At 65.7% G+C, this 16,256-nt stretch carries 19 protein-coding genes; 11 read left to right on the forward strand and 8 right to left on the reverse strand.

What is annotated here, in order from left to right:
• Positions 1-4 precede the first annotated feature (4 nt).
• Positions 5-640, forward strand: coding sequence for a J domain-containing protein (locus C7G41_RS05150; RefSeq protein WP_007604582.1), 636 nt, complete (start codon positions 5-7; stop codon positions 638-640).
• Positions 641-853: 213 nt separating this feature from the next.
• Here the strand turns inward: C7G41_RS05150 and C7G41_RS05155 are convergent, their stop codons facing one another.
• On the reverse strand, positions 854-1,948 hold the full coding sequence (locus C7G41_RS05155; RefSeq protein WP_106941570.1) for a citrate synthase/methylcitrate synthase: 1,095 nt from the start codon (positions 1,946-1,948) through the stop codon (positions 854-856).
• Positions 1,949-2,023: 75 nt separating this feature from the next.
• On the opposite strand from C7G41_RS05155, the gene C7G41_RS05160 reads away from it, so the two are divergent.
• The gene (locus C7G41_RS05160) at positions 2,024-3,244 is read left to right on the forward strand and encodes a citrate synthase family protein (protein ID WP_106941571.1); all 1,221 of its coding nucleotides are present in this window, start codon (positions 2,024-2,026) and stop codon (positions 3,242-3,244) included.
• A gap of 48 nt (positions 3,245-3,292) precedes the next feature.
• Here C7G41_RS05160 and C7G41_RS05165 read toward each other — a convergent pair whose 3' ends face one another.
• The 3 genes from C7G41_RS05165 to C7G41_RS05175 form a co-directional block, all read right to left on the reverse strand.
• Positions 3,293-3,622, reverse strand: a complete 330-nt coding sequence (locus C7G41_RS05165) for a type II toxin-antitoxin system PemK/MazF family toxin (RefSeq protein WP_106942163.1) — start codon at positions 3,620-3,622, stop codon at positions 3,293-3,295.
• A complete protein-coding gene (locus C7G41_RS05170) occupies positions 3,609-3,821 on the reverse strand; it encodes an antitoxin MazE-like protein (RefSeq protein ID WP_245446454.1) in 213 nt (70 codons plus the stop codon). Before C7G41_RS05170 ends, C7G41_RS05165 begins: the two co-directional genes overlap by 14 nt.
• A gap of 111 nt (positions 3,822-3,932) precedes the next feature.
• Positions 3,933-4,592 carry a DedA family protein gene (locus C7G41_RS05175; protein ID WP_106941573.1) on the reverse strand — a complete coding sequence of 220 codons (660 nt, stop codon included), beginning with the start codon at positions 4,590-4,592 and terminating at the stop codon, positions 3,933-3,935.
• 296 nt (positions 4,593-4,888) lie between these two features.
• Here C7G41_RS05175 and cobS point away from each other — a divergent pair, with 296 nt between their 5' ends.
• The 6 genes from cobS (at position 4,889) to C7G41_RS05205 (ending at position 11,933) form a co-directional block, all read left to right on the forward strand.
• Positions 4,889-5,887, forward strand: a complete 999-nt coding sequence (gene cobS, locus C7G41_RS05180) for a cobaltochelatase subunit CobS (RefSeq protein ID WP_106941574.1) — start codon at positions 4,889-4,891, stop codon at positions 5,885-5,887.
• 163 nt (positions 5,888-6,050) lie between these two features.
• Positions 6,051-7,955, forward strand: coding sequence for a cobaltochelatase subunit CobT (cobT, locus tag C7G41_RS05185; RefSeq protein ID WP_106941575.1), 1,905 nt, complete (start codon positions 6,051-6,053; stop codon positions 7,953-7,955).
• A complete protein-coding gene (locus tag C7G41_RS05190; RefSeq protein WP_106941576.1) occupies positions 7,952-9,013 on the forward strand; it encodes an esterase-like activity of phytase family protein in 1,062 nt (353 codons plus the stop codon). Before cobT ends, C7G41_RS05190 begins: the two co-directional genes overlap by 4 nt.
• Before the next feature lie 55 nt (positions 9,014-9,068).
• Positions 9,069-10,031, forward strand: coding sequence for a tripartite tricarboxylate transporter substrate binding protein (locus tag C7G41_RS05195; protein ID WP_106942164.1), 963 nt, complete (start codon positions 9,069-9,071; stop codon positions 10,029-10,031).
• A 93-nt stretch (positions 10,032-10,124) separates the two neighbouring features.
• The gene (locus tag C7G41_RS05200) at positions 10,125-11,237 is read left to right on the forward strand and encodes an NADH:flavin oxidoreductase/NADH oxidase (protein ID WP_106941577.1); all 1,113 of its coding nucleotides are present in this window, start codon (positions 10,125-10,127) and stop codon (positions 11,235-11,237) included.
• Between the two features lie 288 nt (positions 11,238-11,525).
• Positions 11,526-11,933, forward strand: a complete 408-nt coding sequence (locus C7G41_RS05205) for a hypothetical protein (RefSeq protein WP_106941578.1) — start codon at positions 11,526-11,528, stop codon at positions 11,931-11,933.
• 173 nt (positions 11,934-12,106) lie between these two features.
• Here C7G41_RS05205 and C7G41_RS05210 read toward each other — a convergent pair whose 3' ends face one another.
• From C7G41_RS05210 to C7G41_RS38720, 3 genes are all read right to left on the reverse strand, one after another.
• A complete protein-coding gene (locus C7G41_RS05210; protein ID WP_007599245.1) occupies positions 12,107-12,352 on the reverse strand; it encodes a PilZ domain-containing protein in 246 nt (81 codons plus the stop codon).
• 358 nt (positions 12,353-12,710) lie between these two features.
• Positions 12,711-14,045 (reverse strand): DUF2235 domain-containing protein, encoded by a 1,335-nt coding sequence (locus tag C7G41_RS05215; RefSeq protein WP_106941579.1) that lies wholly within the window; start codon positions 14,043-14,045, stop codon positions 12,711-12,713.
• A 278-nt stretch (positions 14,046-14,323) separates the two neighbouring features.
• The gene (locus tag C7G41_RS38720; RefSeq protein ID WP_306768030.1) at positions 14,324-14,455 is read right to left on the reverse strand and encodes a hypothetical protein; all 132 of its coding nucleotides are present in this window, start codon (positions 14,453-14,455) and stop codon (positions 14,324-14,326) included.
• A gap of 370 nt (positions 14,456-14,825) precedes the next feature.
• Between C7G41_RS38720 and C7G41_RS05220 the strand changes: the two genes are divergently transcribed.
• From C7G41_RS05220 to C7G41_RS05230, 3 genes are all read left to right on the forward strand, one after another.
• Positions 14,826-15,083: a hypothetical protein gene (locus C7G41_RS05220; protein WP_018452939.1), complete on the forward strand. Its 258-nt coding sequence runs from the start codon at positions 14,826-14,828 to the stop codon at positions 15,081-15,083.
• Position 15,084: 1 nt separating this feature from the next.
• Positions 15,085-15,381: a hypothetical protein gene (locus C7G41_RS05225; protein ID WP_106941580.1), complete on the forward strand. Its 297-nt coding sequence runs from the start codon at positions 15,085-15,087 to the stop codon at positions 15,379-15,381.
• Positions 15,382-15,569: 188 nt separating this feature from the next.
• Positions 15,570-15,848 (forward strand): DUF1488 family protein, encoded by a 279-nt coding sequence (locus C7G41_RS05230; RefSeq protein WP_106941581.1) that lies wholly within the window; start codon positions 15,570-15,572, stop codon positions 15,846-15,848.
• A gap of 11 nt (positions 15,849-15,859) precedes the next feature.
• On the opposite strand, the gene C7G41_RS05235 is transcribed toward C7G41_RS05230, so the two are convergent.
• Positions 15,860-16,240, reverse strand: a complete 381-nt coding sequence (locus tag C7G41_RS05235) for a hypothetical protein (RefSeq protein ID WP_106941582.1) — start codon at positions 16,238-16,240, stop codon at positions 15,860-15,862.
• Between the last annotated feature and the right edge of the window lie 16 nt (positions 16,241-16,256).

Consider the following 16,256-nt stretch of genomic DNA (forward strand, 5'->3'; position numbering starts at 1 on the left):
AGCCATGCCGATCGATTCATCAAAGTTCTTCGACTCCATCCGGATCAAGCCGAAAGGCAAGCAGCCGGAGGTGAAGCCGCGCGACGCCGTGGTCAATTGCGAATGGACCGGGTGTCAGAACAAGGGCGCGCATCGTGCGCCCAAGGGTCGCGACAATCAGCGTGAGTACTGGCACTTCTGCCTGAATCACGTGCGCGAGTACAACCAGAACTACAATTTCTTCTCCGGCATGAATGCCGACGCTGTCGCGCGCTATCAGAAAGATGCGCTGACCGGTCATCGTCCGACTTGGAAGATGGGCGCCAATGGCGGCGTCAAGAAGGGCGCCGAGGCCGAGATCGACAGCGCCTTCGATCCGTTCAGCATGTTCCAGGAGCTCAACGGCCGCACCGGCTGGCGCGCCGGCCCGCAGGCCGCGCCCAAGGCCGAGACGCGCAAGATCATGAACGCCGAGCGCAAGGCGCTTCAGGTGATGGGCCTCGGCCCCGACTCCACGCTCGCCGACGTCAAGTCCAAGTACAAGGCGCTGGTGAAGCAGCACCACCCCGACGCCAACGGCGGCGACCGCTCCACCGAGGATCGCCTGATCGAGATCATCAAGGCGTATAATTATCTGAAGACCGTGGTGCGCGAGGCATAGGCCTTCGAGCCAAATTCTCCGCTGTCGTCCCGGCGAAGGCCGGGACCCATAACCCCAGGGAGAAGTTTGGCGAAGACTCGCAGTGAACAGGTCTTCACGCGGTACTGACATCTCCATTTACCGATAAATCACGCGGTATGGGTCTCGGCCTTCGCCGGGACGACGGCGGAGCGATTGGCCCCGCCGTCATGCTCCCGCTATACGCCACTAGCCCTACGCCTTCGGCATCGCCCCCACATATGACGAACTCGGCCGGATCAGCCGCCCCGTCCGCTGCTGCTCGCGCGCGTGCGCCGTCCACCCGGCTGCGCGCGCCACCGCGAAGATCGGCGTGAACGCCTGCCTCGGAATTGCCAGCGCATCGAGCAGGATCGCGGTGAAGAACTCCACATTGGTCTCCAGCGGCCGGTCCGGATTCTTCTTGCGCAAGGCGCTGCGGATATAGGCTTCGACCTCGCCGGCAAAGGGCAGGTCGGCGCCGTCCGAGGCCAGCGCCTCGATCGCGGTCTTGAGCACGTCGGCGCGCGGATCGCGCACGCGATAGACGCGGTGGCCAAAACCCATCATCCGCTCGCCGCGGGCGAGTGCCGCGTCCACCCAGGGCTGGATGCGCTCGCGCGAGCCGATCGCGTCGAGCATTTCCAGCACCGGCTCCGGCGCGCCGCCATGCAGCGGACCCGTCAGCGCGCAATAGCCGGCAGTGACGGCGGCAAACAGATCAGCCTGCGTCGAGGCCACCACGCGCGCGGTGAAGGTCGAGGCATTCATGCCGTGGTCGCTGGCCGTGACGAGGTAGGCGTCCAGCGCGGTAACCTCGCGTGGTTCAGGCGCGCGCCCGTGCAGCATGCGAAGCGTATCGGCGGCATGGCTCACATTCGGATCGGGCGCCACGTGATCGAGACCCTTGGCGCGGCGGACGAGCGCGCCCGCAATCACCGGGAATGCGCCGACGATGGTCGCCTCATGGGCGAGGCCATGCTCGGCGCGAAGTCCCGCGACCGCCGCGCGAAACCCGTCGATGATGCCCATGCCGCGCGTTGCCGGCAGCAACTCGTCCAGCCGCCCGAAGGCGCGCTCGCGTGCGGCGCCCAGGCTCGCGCGCACATTGGCTTCGCTTAAGCCGGTCATGCTGGCGCCGTTCCAGAGCCGGGCGGTGACGCCCTCAAAGCTCGACTGGCTCGCCAGTCGGCCGACATGCTCGCCGGCGATGATCAGCTCGCCGCGCTCGCCGTCGACATGGCTCAGCACGGTTTCGGCCGCGGGAACGCCGTCCAGCCCGATCTGGCTCTTGGTGAGGTGGATGTTCATGGCCCAAATCTCCTTTGCACCAGGCAAAGGTCAGGCTTCTCGACAGATTGATCAATCTTGATTACATAAATCAATATGAAAAATTCGGAAGGTCTCTACCTCTCCGCCCGGGAAGCCGCCGCCGAGCTCGCGATCTCGCCGGCCACCCTCTACGCCTATGTCAGCCGCGGCCTGATCCGGTCCGAGCCGACGCCGGACTCGCGCAAGAACCGGTACCGCGCCGAGGACGTCCGGGCCCTGAAGGAGCGCCGGGTGCCGTCGCCCGAGCCGCGCGGCCTGCGCAGCTTCGATGCCGATCTGCCGGTCATGGACACGGAGATCTCCACCATCACGGAGGACGGCGCGATCTACCGCGGCGTCAATTGCGTCGATCTCGCCGAGCACGACACGCTGGAGCACACCGCGACGCTCCTGTGGGACGTCTCCGGCGTCGATCCGTTCGCGCCGGACAATCAGCCCGCGATATCCGAGGAGATGCGCGCGATCGCACAGGCCGCGCGTCGCGCCGCGCCGATCGACCGTGCCATCGCCGTGCTCGCGCTGGCCGCGAGCGCCGATCCCCGTGCCTTCACCCGTGCGCCGGATGGCCGCGCCATGGTCGGCGCGCGCATCGTCCGCCTGCTGGTGGCGACCATGCTCAATGCCGAGCCGTCAGCCGAGCCGCTGCATCAGGAGATCGCAAAAGCCTGGGCGCCCGACAACAAGCACGCTCCCGATCTGATCCGCCGCGCGCTCGTGCTGCTCGCCGATCATGAACTGAACGCCTCGACCTTTACCGCGCGCTGCGCGGCGTCGACCGGCCTCAATCTCTACGATTCCGTCATTGCCGGCCTCGCCGCGCTGAAGGGGCCGAAGCATGGCGGCGCCGGCGTGCTGGCCTCGCAGCTCGTCAAGACGCTGGTCGATCGCGACGTCGCCCCGATGGTGCGCGAGCGGGTCGCGCTCGGCGAACGCTTTGCCGGCTTCGGCCATGGTGTCTACAAGCGCGGCGATCCCCGCGCGCAATCGCTGCTCAACGCGCTCTCTCGCGCCGGCGCGCCGCGAAAATTCACACGCGAAGTGCCGGAGCGGATCGCGGAGTCGACCGGCGAGTTCGTCAACATCGACTACGCGCTCGCAGTGCTGGTGCATGCGTTGCGCCTGCCTGCAGGCAGCGAGCTCGCCCTGTTCGCCATGGCCCGCAGCGTCGGCTGGATCGCGCATGCCAGCGAGCAGCTACAGCACGGCAAGCTGATCAGGCCGCGGGCGCGGTATGTCGGGCCGGCGCCGGGGCGAAGGGCGGGGGCTGGTAGCTAGGGGCGCTGCTGCGGTCATCTTGGCGGAAGCCCGTGGACGGGTACCCGATCAATCCGCAAGCCCCAACACGAACGCCAAAGCAATCCCGAGCCGAGTCATGTCCTGGCTGCCGAGACGCCCGATCTTCTGTCCGATCCGTTCGCGTCTCACGGTGATCGGCTTGTCGGCCATCGCCTGCGATCTCAGTCGTAATCCATTCTCGTGGGTTGGCTCGATGGTCACACGAAAATCTGGGGCGTCCGCCAGTTCGGAAGTCAACTGGCAGATCACCACGGAGGCATGAGTTTCAGGGAAAGCGTCGCTCTGCACGACGACCGCCGGGCGGGGCTTGCCATAGTCGCCCGTTGCAGCGACGGTCACCACGTCACCGCGTTTCATCTGCATCAAATTCGGAGACCGACTCGATCCACTGCAGCGCGCTGCGCTCGCGATCGGGGTCGAGGCTGGCAACCTGCTTCGCCACCCGTCGTCGAACTGACCGCGAGCGAGCATCAGCGATGACGAGGCGCAGTTCGCGCAATCCCCGGACGCGCCTTCGCTGGCGCATCATCTTCATTCTTTCAGCGGGTGCAGTCATTGGAAACCGTCCCATCGTAACGCGTTACAGTGTAACGCGTTACGGGTGGGATGCAAGGGCTGCCTCCGTTGCGAGGTCCGCAACCGCACGCGGTGCGCCGCCATGACGCTATCATCCCCGCGGCTTCGCTACCGCGACGCCGGCGCCATTCCGGCGGCGATAGATCCAGACCGCCAGGCCCAGAACGATCGCGACGCCGACCACAGTCAGGATCCAGATGTGCTTGCCGACATGTCCATGGTGGTGCAGCCCGGCATATTCGTGCAGGGCCGACACCGCCAGGACACCCGGCAGCACATGGGCCGGGGCCCAGACCAGGATCGCCGGGATGTTGATGGCGTAGAAGCGGGCCGGGGACATGCCCAGCGCGCCCGCGGTGACCGGGACGAAAGCACGGATCGGCGGCACGAAGCGGGCGAAGAACACCGCCCATGTGCCGAAGCGGTGGAAGAAATTCTCGCTCTGTTCGACCACGCGCGGATAATTGGTCAGCGGCCAGGTGTTGAGGATTTCCCGCTGCTGGCGGTGCCCGATCCAGTAGGCCGAACCATCGCCGAGCACTGCGCCGAGCGCTGCCGCCAGCAACACCCATTGGAGCTTGAGCTCGCCGCCTGGGACCAGGGCGCTCAGCGCCAGGATGATGGTCGAGCCGGGGATGACCGACCCCACCACTGGAACCGCCTCCAGCAGGGCCGCCAGGAACAGGGTCAGATAGGCCAGCCACGCATGGGCGGAGACGAATGAAATGAGGGGATCGAGAAAGGACGTCACATCGTCTCTGTGGTGGGATTGGGCTTTGGGGTTCGGACCCTACATAAGTAACGGGGCGCGGTAAAAGTGCCACCCGCTTGGGCAGGACCGTGCCTTCGGCACGAAATTCAAGCGTGATTCGCAGGGCAGCCTTCCAAAAATCGCGTTCCTTGCCTATCTAAATGAAAAGACAACGGAACTTTGATTGGGGGGCGGGCTTCTGCCCGCCCGTTGTCTCTGATAGGTTCGCGATCGCACCCAGCCGCAGCCAACGTGCAATAACTGGTCACGGGATTGCCCGGGACCTCGGAGGATTGATGACGACCGCCGCGATGTCGAAAGTTGAGGGAGTTTCCGGTTTGCCCGACATGAAGGTGTCGGTGCGCCAGGTGTTCGGGATCGACAGCGATCTCGAAGTACCCGCCTATTCCGAGGTCGATCCTCACGTGCCCGAAGTCGATTCCGATTACCGCTTCGATCGCGCCACCACGCTCGCCATTCTCGCCGGCTTCGCCCACAACCGCCGCGTCATGGTCACGGGCTATCACGGCACCGGCAAATCCACCCATATCGAGCAGGTCGCCGCGCGTCTGAACTGGCCCTGCGTGCGCGTCAACCTCGACAGCCACATCAGCCGTATCGACCTCGTCGGCAAGGACTCGATCGTGGTCCGCGACGGCAAGCAGGTCACCGAATTCCGCGACGGCATCCTGCCCTGGGCGCTCCAGCATAACATCGCGCTGGTGTTCGACGAATACGACGCCGGCCGTCCGGACGTGATGTTCGTGATCCAGCGCGTGCTGGAAGTCTCCGGCCGCCTGACGCTGCTCGACCAGAACAAGGTGATCAAGCCGCACCCCGCGTTCCGCATGTTCTCGACCGCCAACACAGTCGGCCTCGGCGACACCTCGGGCCTCTATCACGGCACGCAGCAGATCAACCAGGGCCAGATGGACCGCTGGTCGATCGTCACCACGCTGAACTATCTCAGCCATGACGAGGAGGTGGAGATCGTGCTGGCCAAGGCCAAGCACTATCGCACCACGGAGGGCCGCGACATCGTCAACAAGATGGTTCGCCTCGCCGATCTCACCCGCAACGCCTTCGCCAATGGCGATCTGTCGACGGTGATGAGCCCGCGTACGGTGATCACCTGGGCGGAGAACGCCGACATCTTCAGCGACATCGGATTTGCGTTCCGGGTCACGTTCCTCAACAAGTGCGACGAGCTCGAACGGCCCCTCGTCGCCGAGTTCTACCAGCGCTGCTTCAACGCGGAGCTGCCGGAATCGTCGGTGAACGTGGCGCTCAGCTGATCTTGTGTGATGTCGTCCCGGCGAAAGCCGGGACCCATACCGCGAGATGTATCAAGTGAAGCGACGCTGCTAATTTCTCCTGACGCAATGATCGCCGGTGGTTTATGGGTCCCGGCCCCCGTGCGCAATTGCGCACTAGGCCGGGACGACGGGTAAGGGCGAGATGAGCACCACCTCCAACTCCAAATTCCGCAACACCAAGGAAGCTCCGACCGAGCCGTTCAAGCGCTCGGTGGCGTCCTGCCTGAAGGCGATCGCCAAGGCGCCCGAGCTCGACGTCAGCTTCGCCGCCGAGCGCCCCGGGCTCGCGCCGGGCAAGGCGCGGCTGCCCGAGCCCGCGCGAAAAATGACCAAGCGCGATGCCGCGATCGTGCGCGGCCATGCCGATTCGATCGCGCTCAAGCTCGCCTGTCACGATCCGAAACTGCATCGCAAGCTGATGCCGGGCAATCCGCAGGCGCGCGGCGTGTTCGAGGCGGTCGAGCAGGCCCGCGTCGAGGCGATCGGCGCGCGGCGCATGGCGGGCGTTGCGAAAAACCTCACCGCGATGCTCGACGACCATTTCCATCGCGGCAAGTTCGACGAGATCACCGATCGCGCCGACGCGCCGCTCGCCGACGCACTGGCGATGCTGGTGCGCGAACGCCTGACCGGCATGGCGCCGCCGACGGCCGCGAAGAAGATGGTCGATCTCTGGCGTCCCATCCTCGAAGACAAGATCGGCAGGCGGCTCGACCGGCTCGACACCCTGGTCGAGGACCAGACCAGGTTCGGCGATGCCGTGCATGATCTGTTGACGGCGCTCGAGATCGGCGATGAGCGCAGCGCCGACAGCGAAGACAATGACGAGAACGACGAGAACCAGGACGGCGACAACGATCAGTCCGGTGCCGAGGGCTCGCCCGATTCCGACGCCGCGCAGGAGATGAGCGCCGATCAGGCCCAGGCATCGAGCGAGGAGATGAGCGAGAGCGCGATGGAAAGCGCGCAAGCCTCGACCTCCGACACCTTCGACGACGGCGAGCTCGGCGACGACGAGACGCCGGGCGAGGCGACGCGGCCGAATTCGCATGGCAAGAACGAGCCGCGCGGGCCGGAATATCACGCCTTCGCGCCGAAGTTCGACGAGGTCATCGCCGCCGAAGACCTCTGCGACCATGACGAGCTGGAGCGCCTGCGCGCCTATCTCGACAAGCAGCTCGCGCATCTGCAGGGCATCGTCGCCCGTCTCGCCAACCGCCTGCAGCGCCGGCTGATGGCGCAGCAGAACCGCGCCTGGGAGTTCGATCTCGAAGAGGGCATTCTGGACCCCGCGCGGCTGTCGCGCGTGGTGACCGATCCCTATCACCCGCTGTCCTTCATGCACGAGAAGGAGGCGACGTTCCGCGACACCGTGGTGACGCTGCTCTTAGACAATTCCGGCTCGATGCGCGGGAGGCCCATCACGGTCGCTGCGACCTGCGCCGACATCCTCGCCCGCACGCTGGAGCGTTGCGGCGTCAAGGTCGAGATCCTCGGCTTCACCACGCGCGCCTGGAAGGGCGGGCAATCGCGCGAGGCGTGGCTTGCCGCCGGCAAGCCGGCCAGTCCCGGCCGTCTCAACGACCTCCGCCACATCATCTACAAATCGGCGGATGCTCCGTGGCGTCGCGCGCGGAAAAACCTCGGCCTGATGATGCGCGAGGGGCTGTTGAAGGAGAACATCGACGGCGAGGCGCTCGACTGGGCGCACAAGCGCCTGCTCGGCCGGCCCGAGCAGCGCAAGATCCTGATGATGATCTCGGACGGCGCGCCGGTCGACGATTCCACGCTGTCGGTCAATCCCGGCAACTACCTCGAGCGGCACCTGCGCCACATCATCGAGGAGATCGAGACCCGCTCGCCGGTCGAGCTGATCGCGATCGGCATCGGCCATGACGTGACGCGCTATTATCGCCGCGCGGTGACGATCGTGGACGCCGAAGAGCTCGGCGGCGCCATCACCGAAAAACTCGCCGAACTGTTCAGCGAGACCAACACCGCGCCCACGCAACCGGCCGGTCGCCCGCGACGCAAACTGCATTCGTGAGCAACCATCGATCCCGCCGCAGCTTTCTCGGCCACGCGGCGGCGGGATTTTCCACTCTCGCATTGTCTCGCCTGGCGCAGGCACAGCCCGCGCCGAAGCCGGCGCTGATCGAGCACGCCGTCGCAGCCCCCGTCGGCATCGAGGTCAATGCGCGGCCGATCCCCAGTTTCGAGCCGCGCGACCGCGCGCGCACGCGGTTCGGCTCGCTGGACTATCGCAGCGGCCTGGTGCTGACCTCGCCGCTTCGCGGCTTCGGCGGCCTGTCCGGCTTCCGCTTCCTCGACACCAAAGGCGAGCGCTTCCTCGCGATGTCCGACCAGGGCACCTGGTTCACCGGTCGCATCCGCTATTCCGGGCGGAGCATGACGGGGCTCGACGACGTCGAGGCCGCGCCGGTGCTCAATGCGGAGGGGCGGCCCATCACGGAGAAGCGGCTGTGGTACGACACCGAGTCGCTCGCGCGCGACGGCGACCTCGTCTATGTCGGGCTCGAGCGCGTCAACCAGATCATGCGGTTCGATTTTGCGAAGGGCGGCACGCGCGCCCGCGGCGAAGTGCTGCCGACGCCGCCGGGGGTGCGGAAACTGCCCTACAACAAGGGGCTCGAGGCGCTGGTGTTCGTCCCCAAAGGGCAGCCGCTCGCGGGCACCTTGATCGCGCTGTCGGAGGGCGGCTTCGATGCCGACGGCAATCTGATCGCCTTCCTGATCGGCGGCCCGACGCCCGGCCAGTTCAGCATTCGCCGCACCGACCAGCAGCTCATCAGCGACGCCGTGCTGCTGCCCTCGGGCGATCTCCTGATCCTCGAACGCAAATTCTCCTGGTTCACCGGCGTCGATATCCGCATCCGCGCGATCCCCCTGAAATCGATAGCGCCCGGCGCATTGGTCGACGGCCCCGTGCTGTTCAAGGCCGATCTCGGCCACGAGATCGACAACATGGAAGGCATCGACGCCCACGTCACGCCCGAGGGCGAGACCGTGCTGACCCTGGTGTCGGACGACAATTTTTCGATGCTCCAGCGCACGCTGCTGTTGCAGTTCGCGCTGGTGGAGTAGCAGGCCGCACGGAACGGTTCTTGCACTGCTCCGGATGATTGAAACGGAGTTCTCGATGAACAGGTTTCTTCGGGTGTTTTGCGTCCTTGTCGGCTTCTGGATAGCCGCTGCAGCACAGGCACAAGGCTGGCCGACGCGGCTGATCAAGGCGACCATACCGTTCGGTGCGGGCAGCGCGGCCGATGTGGTGCCAAGGCTAGTGTTCGAGCGTCTCGCTGCTGAGCTCGGTCAATCGATCGTGATCGAAAACCGCGCCGGCGGCGGCGGCCTGGTCGGTTCGGCGCTGGTCGCCAAATCCGATCCCGATGGTTACAGCCTTCTCGCCCAGTCATCGGCGCTGACCATCGCGCCCGCGATTTTTCCGAGCGCGACCTTCGACCCTTCCCGTGACCTCGCTTCGGTGCTGATGATCGGATCCGGCGCCAATGTAATGATCGTGCCGAAGGAACGGCCCTGGAAAACCATCCAGGACTTCATCGCCGACGCCAGGGCAAAACCCGGCTCGATTTCGTTCGGCTCGGTCGGCATCGGCAGCGCCGTGCATATATCGAGCGAGAAATTCCGCTATGCCGCCGGGATCGAGGCCACGCATGTGCCGTATCGCGCCGGCCCGGAAGTGATCGCCGACATTCTCGGCGGACGGATCGATCTTTATTTCTGTCCGCTGGCGACAGCGCTGCCGCTGATCCGCGAGGGCCAGGTCCGCGCGCTGGTGGTCTCGACGGCCAAGCGCGTCGCCGATCTGCCCGACGTGCCGACGCCGGTCGAGATCGGATTGAAGGACGCCGACAGCGAGATCTGGTTCGGCGTGTTCGTGCCCGCGAAGACGTCGCGCGAGATCGTCGAAAAGCTGCACGCGACGGGCGAGAGGGTATTGGCCAATCCGGCGATGCAGGCGAGCCTGAAAAAGCTCGGCATCGAACCGATGCCGATGAAGCCGGCCGAGATGGACGACTTCGTCAAGCGCGAGATGGCGGCCAATCTGGAGCTGATCAAGGCCGCTGGCATCAAGCCGTAGGGGAGGGTTGCGCGCCCGGCGGCTTGAGGAGAGGGAAGAGGCTCGCTAGCATCGCGGCCAGCTTTCCCTCCATTCCTTCCGGAACTCCCCCGCATGAGCGCCCTGTTTTCCCCGATCAAGCTGCGCGGCCTGACTTTGAAGAACCGCATCGTGGTGTCGCCGATGTGCCAATATTCGGCCGAGGACGGCGTTCCCACCGACTGGCACTTCACCCACATCAACAATCTCAGCCTGTCGGGCGCGGCGATGTTCTGCATCGAGGCGACCCATGTCGAGGCGATCGGCCGCATCACGCCGGGCTGCCTCGGGCTCTACAGCGATGCCGCCGAGGCGGCGCTGAAGCAGATCCTCACCGCGGTGCGGAAACATTCCTCGACCGCGGTCGCGATGCAGCTCGCGCATGCCGGCCGCAAAGCCAGCAGCGCACGGCCCTGGGACGGCGGCCAGCTGATTCCGCAGGACCAGGGCGGCTGGCAGACCGTGGCGCCGTCCGCGCTGCCGCACAAGGAGGGCGAAGCCGCGCCGCTGGCGCTCGACACCGACGGCCTCAAGCGCATCCGCGATGCCTTCGTCGAGTCGGCGAAACGCGCCGATCGCATCGGCATCGACGCCATCGAGCTGCACGGCGCGCACGGCTATCTGCTGCATCAGTTCCTGTCGCCGATCTCGAACAGGCGCACCGACGCGTATGGCGGCTCGCTCGAGAACCGCATGCGCTTCCCGCTGGAGGTCTACGACGCGGTCCGCGCGGTGTTCCCGCACGACAAGCCGGTCGGCATGCGGGTGTCGTCGACCGACTGGGTCGAGGGCGGCTGGGACCTGGCGCAGACGATCGCGTTCGCCAAGGCGCTGAAAGCGCGCGGCGTCGACTGGATCGACGCCTCCTCCGGCGGCGTCTCGCCGTTGCAGAAGATCGCGCTCGGGCCCGGCTACCAGGTGCAGTTTGCGGAAGCCATCAAGCGCGAGACGGGTTTGCCCACCATCGCCGTCGGGCTGATCACCGAGCCGAAGCAGGCGGAAGACATCGTCGCATCCGGCAAGGCCGACATGATCGCGCTCGCCCGCGGCATGCTCTACGACCCCCGCTGGGCCTGGCACGCCGCAGCCGAGCTCGGCGGCGAGGTCGAAGCCCCGCCGCAATTCTGGCGCTCGCAGCCCTCGACCCAGAAGGCGCTGTTCGGCAAGACGACGTTCGGGGCGCGGTGAGTGGTGCAAGTGTGGCGCGAGGACCGCGCCACCTGTGTCGTCCCGGCCTAGTGCGCAATTGCGCAAGGGGGGCCGGGACCCATACGCCGAGGCCGCGGTGACAGCGCAAGAAGGTCATTGCCTGTCTTCGCCAAACCGAATTCGGTGGTTATGGGTCCCGGCCTTCGCCGGGACGACGGGGAGAGGGAGGCAACACCTCGCCTCACGCATCCGTAACTCCCCTCAGCTTCCACCCTCGCCAAATCTGGCCTAACCTCGCGCGCGTCCAACGCCTCACGGAGGCTCGCCATGCGGTTTCGTGTTCGAAAAGCTGCCCATGTCATCGAGCGCGTGGGTCTTGCGATGGCGGGCGCGGCGTGCGGGCTGTTCGTCGGCGCTTATGTGGGATCTGCTATACCCGCGCTCACCACCGAGGGCTTCCTGCTGCTGATGATGGTGCTGGGCTTCGTCGGCTTTTATCTCGGCATCGACACGCCGCAGCTGCCGTTCGACGAGGCCCATGGCGACATCGACGCCGCGGAACTGTTGAGCGCCGCCGGCACGCTCTGCGCCACGCTGACCGCGCTCGCCTCCGTCGCCATCATCGTGCTCCGCCTCGAGCCGCATATCGCCTGGAGCTGGTTCGCCCTGTTCGGCTGGGTCGCCGGCGTCGCGATGCAGATCGTCGCGGGCGCGAAGGCGCGGACGCGGAAGTAGGGGAACGAGGAAAGGCGGTGCACGCTCCAATCTCCGCCGTCGTCCCGGCGAAGGCCGGGACCCATACCGCGTGATTCATCGATTGTGGGCGGTAGGCGTACCGAACGACGAGCCTTCGCCAAACTGCTCCCTGTGGTTATGGGTCCCGGCCTTCGCCGGGACGACGGGAGGGCCTAAAACACCACGCCCACCTTCGTGCCGCGCTTCCACGCCACGCGGCAGCGCTTCTTGGTGTTCACATGCAGCAGCTCGAAGCGATCGGGAATCTTCACCTGCCCGCCGAGATCGACGCAGGCGCCGCCCGGCGAATAGTCGATCAGCGTGCAGGGGATCACCGGCGCGCGCGGGTCGGTGATGATCTTGGCCTGGCGGGACACCAGGCCTGCGGGTTTGACGCGGGCATGTCGTCGCGGATGCATTGGCACTCTCCTCCAATTTCCGCGGATGGCGCGGGTGGTCTGGGAGATGATGCAGACGAGTTGATTCGATCCGGCTAAGGCGGGGCTGAGAATTTTAATGAAAAGTGTCGGCGAATGGAGAAAGCGGCGGTAGCGGGGTGGGGAGGTGGTGAGGGCGCGCTGCGCTCGCCTCAAACATTGCGTCGTCCCGGCCTAGTGCGCAATTGCGCACGGGGGGCCGGGACCCATAGCCACCGAATGCGATTTGGCGAAGATTGGTCATTGCCATTTCGCGCCATAACTTCTGCTGAGGAGTATGGGTCCCGGCCTTCGCCGGGACGACACCTTTTTTGGGGCACCCAGTGCCGCCAACCAAACCTCACCCCACCACGATCTCCCCCGCCTCGCCTCCAGACCCAACACCCGCATGCGGCGGCACCGGCATCGGCACCGTCACATACTCCTTCGGCAGATTCACCGGCCGATAGCCCGGCTCCACCGCCATCCGCTTCAATACGCTCTCGTGCACATGCGCGCCGTCGGGGATGGGGCGCGGTTCGCAGTCGGGGATGTAGAAACCCAAAAACACCTTCCGCTCCGGCCATTCCTTGTAGGTCGCGCTCTTGGGCAGATACTCCAGCACGCGCCAGGGCGCCGTCATCGAATCATGCAGCGCGCCCGTCTTGCCGGTGTAGGCCGGCTCCACGTATTGGAACGGCGAGTTCTTGCGCTGGATGCCCCAGGCGAGCTGGTTCACCGTGCGCGGGTTGAAGTTCAGCCCCGCCTTGGTCGCCTCCTCGATCATCCAGAGCAGCGGATATTTGGACTCGCCGCTCTCGGCTTCCGGATAGCCGCCGCCGACGTCGCAATGCACGCCGGCGAACCACACCTGCAAAATGTCCTGCGGCTCCTTCTTCTCGTCGGGCACATAACGGTTGCGCCAGTAATCCTGCGGCTCGTCATACTGCTTGAGGCGGAACATGCAGCGCCGTTCGTCGATCGCGATCGCCTGGCGGAAGATGTTGACGCTGGGATTGCGCAGCGTGAAGGCGAGCTCCTCCAGGCTGAACACGAAGAAGAAATTGTCGCGCCGCGGCACGATCACGCTCGCCACCGTGTCCCAGACGCCGATGAAGTGGATGGTCGGCCAGCGCGTCGATGTGATGCGCGCGAATTGCGCGGCAAGGTCGAATGCGTCCTTCGGCAGCGGGCCGCTCTCGTCGATGGCGACGTCCTTGAGGTCCTCGATGTCGTTGCCGCGCCCGGTGCCGGAATATTGCTTGTAGGCGACGAGGCCACTGCCTGCGAGGTTGGCCTGCTCCGGCGAGATCAGGCCGATCTTGTGGATCAGCCCCGCCAGCACGCGAACCGTGTAGGCCCCACGCGAAAAACCGAACAGGTAAATCCTGTCGCCGGGCGCGTAGTGCTCGACCAGGAAGCAATAGGCGCTGAGCACATTGTCATCGAGCCCGTAGCCGGTGGCGAGCCCCAGCACCAGATTGACGTTGGCCTTGAGCCGGTGCCACGTCGACGGCTCCGTCACCGTGCCGACGCCGGGATCGTAGAACACCATCTGCCGCGGCTGCGTCTTGTCGGTCTTGCGCAGGCAGCGATAGAGCTTCAGGACGTTGGAGATGTTCTCCGAGATCTCGTTGCCGGTGCCGTCACAGCAGATGACGAGGTTCTTCGGCTCGGATTTTGGTTCGTGCTCCACGGTACGCCCCTCCCGGTGATGCTACCCGGGCGAGTATAGCGGAAAAGGGCGGGGAGGGAGAGACGACGGTGATGCTGGGCGCAGTGCCTGCTCTCCCTCGCCCCGCTTGCGGGGAGAGGGTGGGGTGAGGGGGAGTCTCCGCAGGCGAGGTGAGAGATGGACTCGCGGAGAGCCCCCCTCACCCGGAATGCGCGCGTTCCGCGCGAATTCCGACCTCTCCCCGCACGCGGGGCGAGGTGAAGAAGCACCGCTCCGCGGCGATTGCTTTGATCCGCCCCCTACTTCTTCTTCTGACCGATCTCCGGCTGCCACGCCGCATCCTTGCGGCTTGGCGCTGCGACGCTGGTCTTGATCTTGTCCTTCTTCGGCTTCTTGGTCTCGCGATTGCTGCGTTGCTGTCCCTTGGCCATGACGTCGTCTCCTCCTGGGTTTCGAGTTCGTCCGCGTGCGAGATCGGCGCTGCAATGGTCGCTGGCGGGCTACGAGATACATCGCCCAAGCCTTTGAATATCGGCCATTGAAGATCGCCGCCGCGCACACGAGGCGCGAAAGATGCAGCGCAACATCGACGCGCGGCAATTGCGTGAGCTGCGCTGACGTGGTCGAGCGTACGCCCGCGCTATGCCGATTGCGAGGACTAAAACGCCGCGCGCGAGTGCGCGCGTGGGCCTTAAGTGTCGGCCCGCGCTGACATAAAGCTGGCTATTGCCGCGCAACAGGCGCATGGTTCGCCACAGCTGGTGTCGGTTGGGGCCCCTTCTTTGCGAAAGGCAGGCGCGCATGACCATCCGCTCGCGGCGAGAGACCATCACCTTCAAGCATCCATTCCACATCCGCGGCCTCGAGCGTCAGTTGCCGGCCGGCGCCTATGAGGTCGTCACCGACGAGGAGATGATCGAGGGCCTGTCCTTCGCGTCCTATCGCCGCGTCGCCACCATGATCACGGTGCCCTCCGAAGGCGTGCGCGGTGCGACGGAAATGCTGTCGATCGGCTCGGTCGACCTGGCGGATGCCCAACGTATCGACGCGAGTGCCTGAAATGACTGACATCCCGGTCGATCTCGACGCCCATCGCGGCATGGCCGCCCAGAAGGCAACCGATCTGCGCCGCGCGCTGGCCGATGTCGAGGCCCAGGTCAGGGAGCTGCGCGAGCGCGAGGCCGATCTCGAAAACCGCATGATGTCGGTGCCGGCCGCGTCCTGGCCGGAGGCCGCCGTGAAGGCCCGCCATCTGCTCAACCTCTATGCCGCGGGCCTCCCCACCGAGGACACCCGCCACCGCGCGCTGGTCGCCGCGCTGTTCGACGATTTCGCAAGACTGAACGGCGACGGCTGAAGGCAAGCCACTCAGGCGTCGTCCCGGCCTAGTGCGCAATTGCGCACGGGGGGCCGGGACCCATAACCACCGAAGTCAGTTGTCGTGCACCCTCGTGCCACAGCGTGCTTCGATCACGCCGACCGGCGTCCCCCGCGCGCCATCGCGCACAAGGCCGGCACGACGCCCGGACGCAAAAGGAGTACCCCATGCCACTCACCACCAGCCGCTTCATCGGCCACGACCAGGACCGCGGCATCGTCCAGTTCTCGATGCAGGACGGCAGTAAGGAGATCGCCTGCGCGATCTCGACCTCCGCCATGGACGACCTCGAGCGCGGCCCACGCGCCAGGCCCAGCGAGCGCGAAGAGCAGTTCACGCGCCTGCGCGAACGCATCGAAGCCTGCACCGGACGCAAATATCAGGCGACGGAGTTCGAAGGCACCCCGCCGGGGATCGTGCTGCGGAGCATTGATTTTCGGGGGTAGGGCGAGGGCGCCTACTTCGGCGGTTCCTGCGGCTTGCCCTGGAATTGAATGTTGCACTTCTTTGCGATCGAGGCCTGTTCGACCGCAATCAACTGTCCCTTCATCTGCGCAAGTTCGGCCGCGGCCTGTTTGTCGCCGCCAACCAGGAACGCCGCGGGCCAGAACACAACGACGGCAACGCCCGTTACGACCTGATCCTTGGTGCGCTGGCTGTCCTGAACGCCGGAGAGGGTCGCAGCTCTAGCGGATACCGACTGCGCCTCGAGCGCGAGCTGCTGGCAGTTGTATTGTTGATATTGCACCGGCGAGACGTAAGCCGCCGTGATGTCAGATGAAGACGACGCGCAGCCAGAAAGTGCGGCCGCAAGGACCGCCAGGCCCAAAATACGCATTAGAAGGATCCCCCCG

The organism is Bradyrhizobium sp. MOS002, from assembly GCF_003020115.1.
GTDB lineage: Bacteria > Pseudomonadota > Alphaproteobacteria > Rhizobiales > Xanthobacteraceae > Bradyrhizobium.

Coding starts and splice junctions, on each gene's coding strand:
- C7G41_RS05150 (WP_007604582.1), top strand. CDS start 5: ATGCCGATCGATTCATCAAAGTTCTTCGACTCCATCCGGATCAAGCCG.
- C7G41_RS05155 (WP_106941570.1), bottom strand. CDS start 1,948: ATGAACATCCACCTCACCAAGAGCCAGATCGGGCTGGACGGCGTTCCC.
- C7G41_RS05160 (WP_106941571.1), top strand. CDS start 2,024: ATGAAAAATTCGGAAGGTCTCTACCTCTCCGCCCGGGAAGCCGCCGCC.
- C7G41_RS05165 (WP_106942163.1), bottom strand. CDS start 3,622: ATGAAACGCGGTGACGTGGTGACCGTCGCTGCAACGGGCGACTATGGC.
- C7G41_RS05170 (WP_245446454.1), bottom strand. CDS start 3,821: ATGACTGCACCCGCTGAAAGAATGAAGATGATGCGCCAGCGAAGGCGC.
- cobS (WP_106941574.1), top strand. CDS start 4,889: ATGACGACCGCCGCGATGTCGAAAGTTGAGGGAGTTTCCGGTTTGCCC.
- cobT (WP_106941575.1), top strand. CDS start 6,051: ATGAGCACCACCTCCAACTCCAAATTCCGCAACACCAAGGAAGCTCCG.
- C7G41_RS05195 (WP_106942164.1), top strand. CDS start 9,069: ATGAACAGGTTTCTTCGGGTGTTTTGCGTCCTTGTCGGCTTCTGGATA.
- C7G41_RS05200 (WP_106941577.1), top strand. CDS start 10,125: ATGAGCGCCCTGTTTTCCCCGATCAAGCTGCGCGGCCTGACTTTGAAG.
- C7G41_RS05205 (WP_106941578.1), top strand. CDS start 11,526: ATGCGGTTTCGTGTTCGAAAAGCTGCCCATGTCATCGAGCGCGTGGGT.
- C7G41_RS05210 (WP_007599245.1), bottom strand. CDS start 12,352: ATGCATCCGCGACGACATGCCCGCGTCAAACCCGCAGGCCTGGTGTCC.
- C7G41_RS38720 (WP_306768030.1), bottom strand. CDS start 14,455: ATGGCCAAGGGACAGCAACGCAGCAATCGCGAGACCAAGAAGCCGAAG.
- C7G41_RS05220 (WP_018452939.1), top strand. CDS start 14,826: ATGACCATCCGCTCGCGGCGAGAGACCATCACCTTCAAGCATCCATTC.
- C7G41_RS05225 (WP_106941580.1), top strand. CDS start 15,085: ATGACTGACATCCCGGTCGATCTCGACGCCCATCGCGGCATGGCCGCC.
- C7G41_RS05230 (WP_106941581.1), top strand. CDS start 15,570: ATGCCACTCACCACCAGCCGCTTCATCGGCCACGACCAGGACCGCGGC.
- C7G41_RS05235 (WP_106941582.1), bottom strand. CDS start 16,240: ATGCGTATTTTGGGCCTGGCGGTCCTTGCGGCCGCACTTTCTGGCTGC.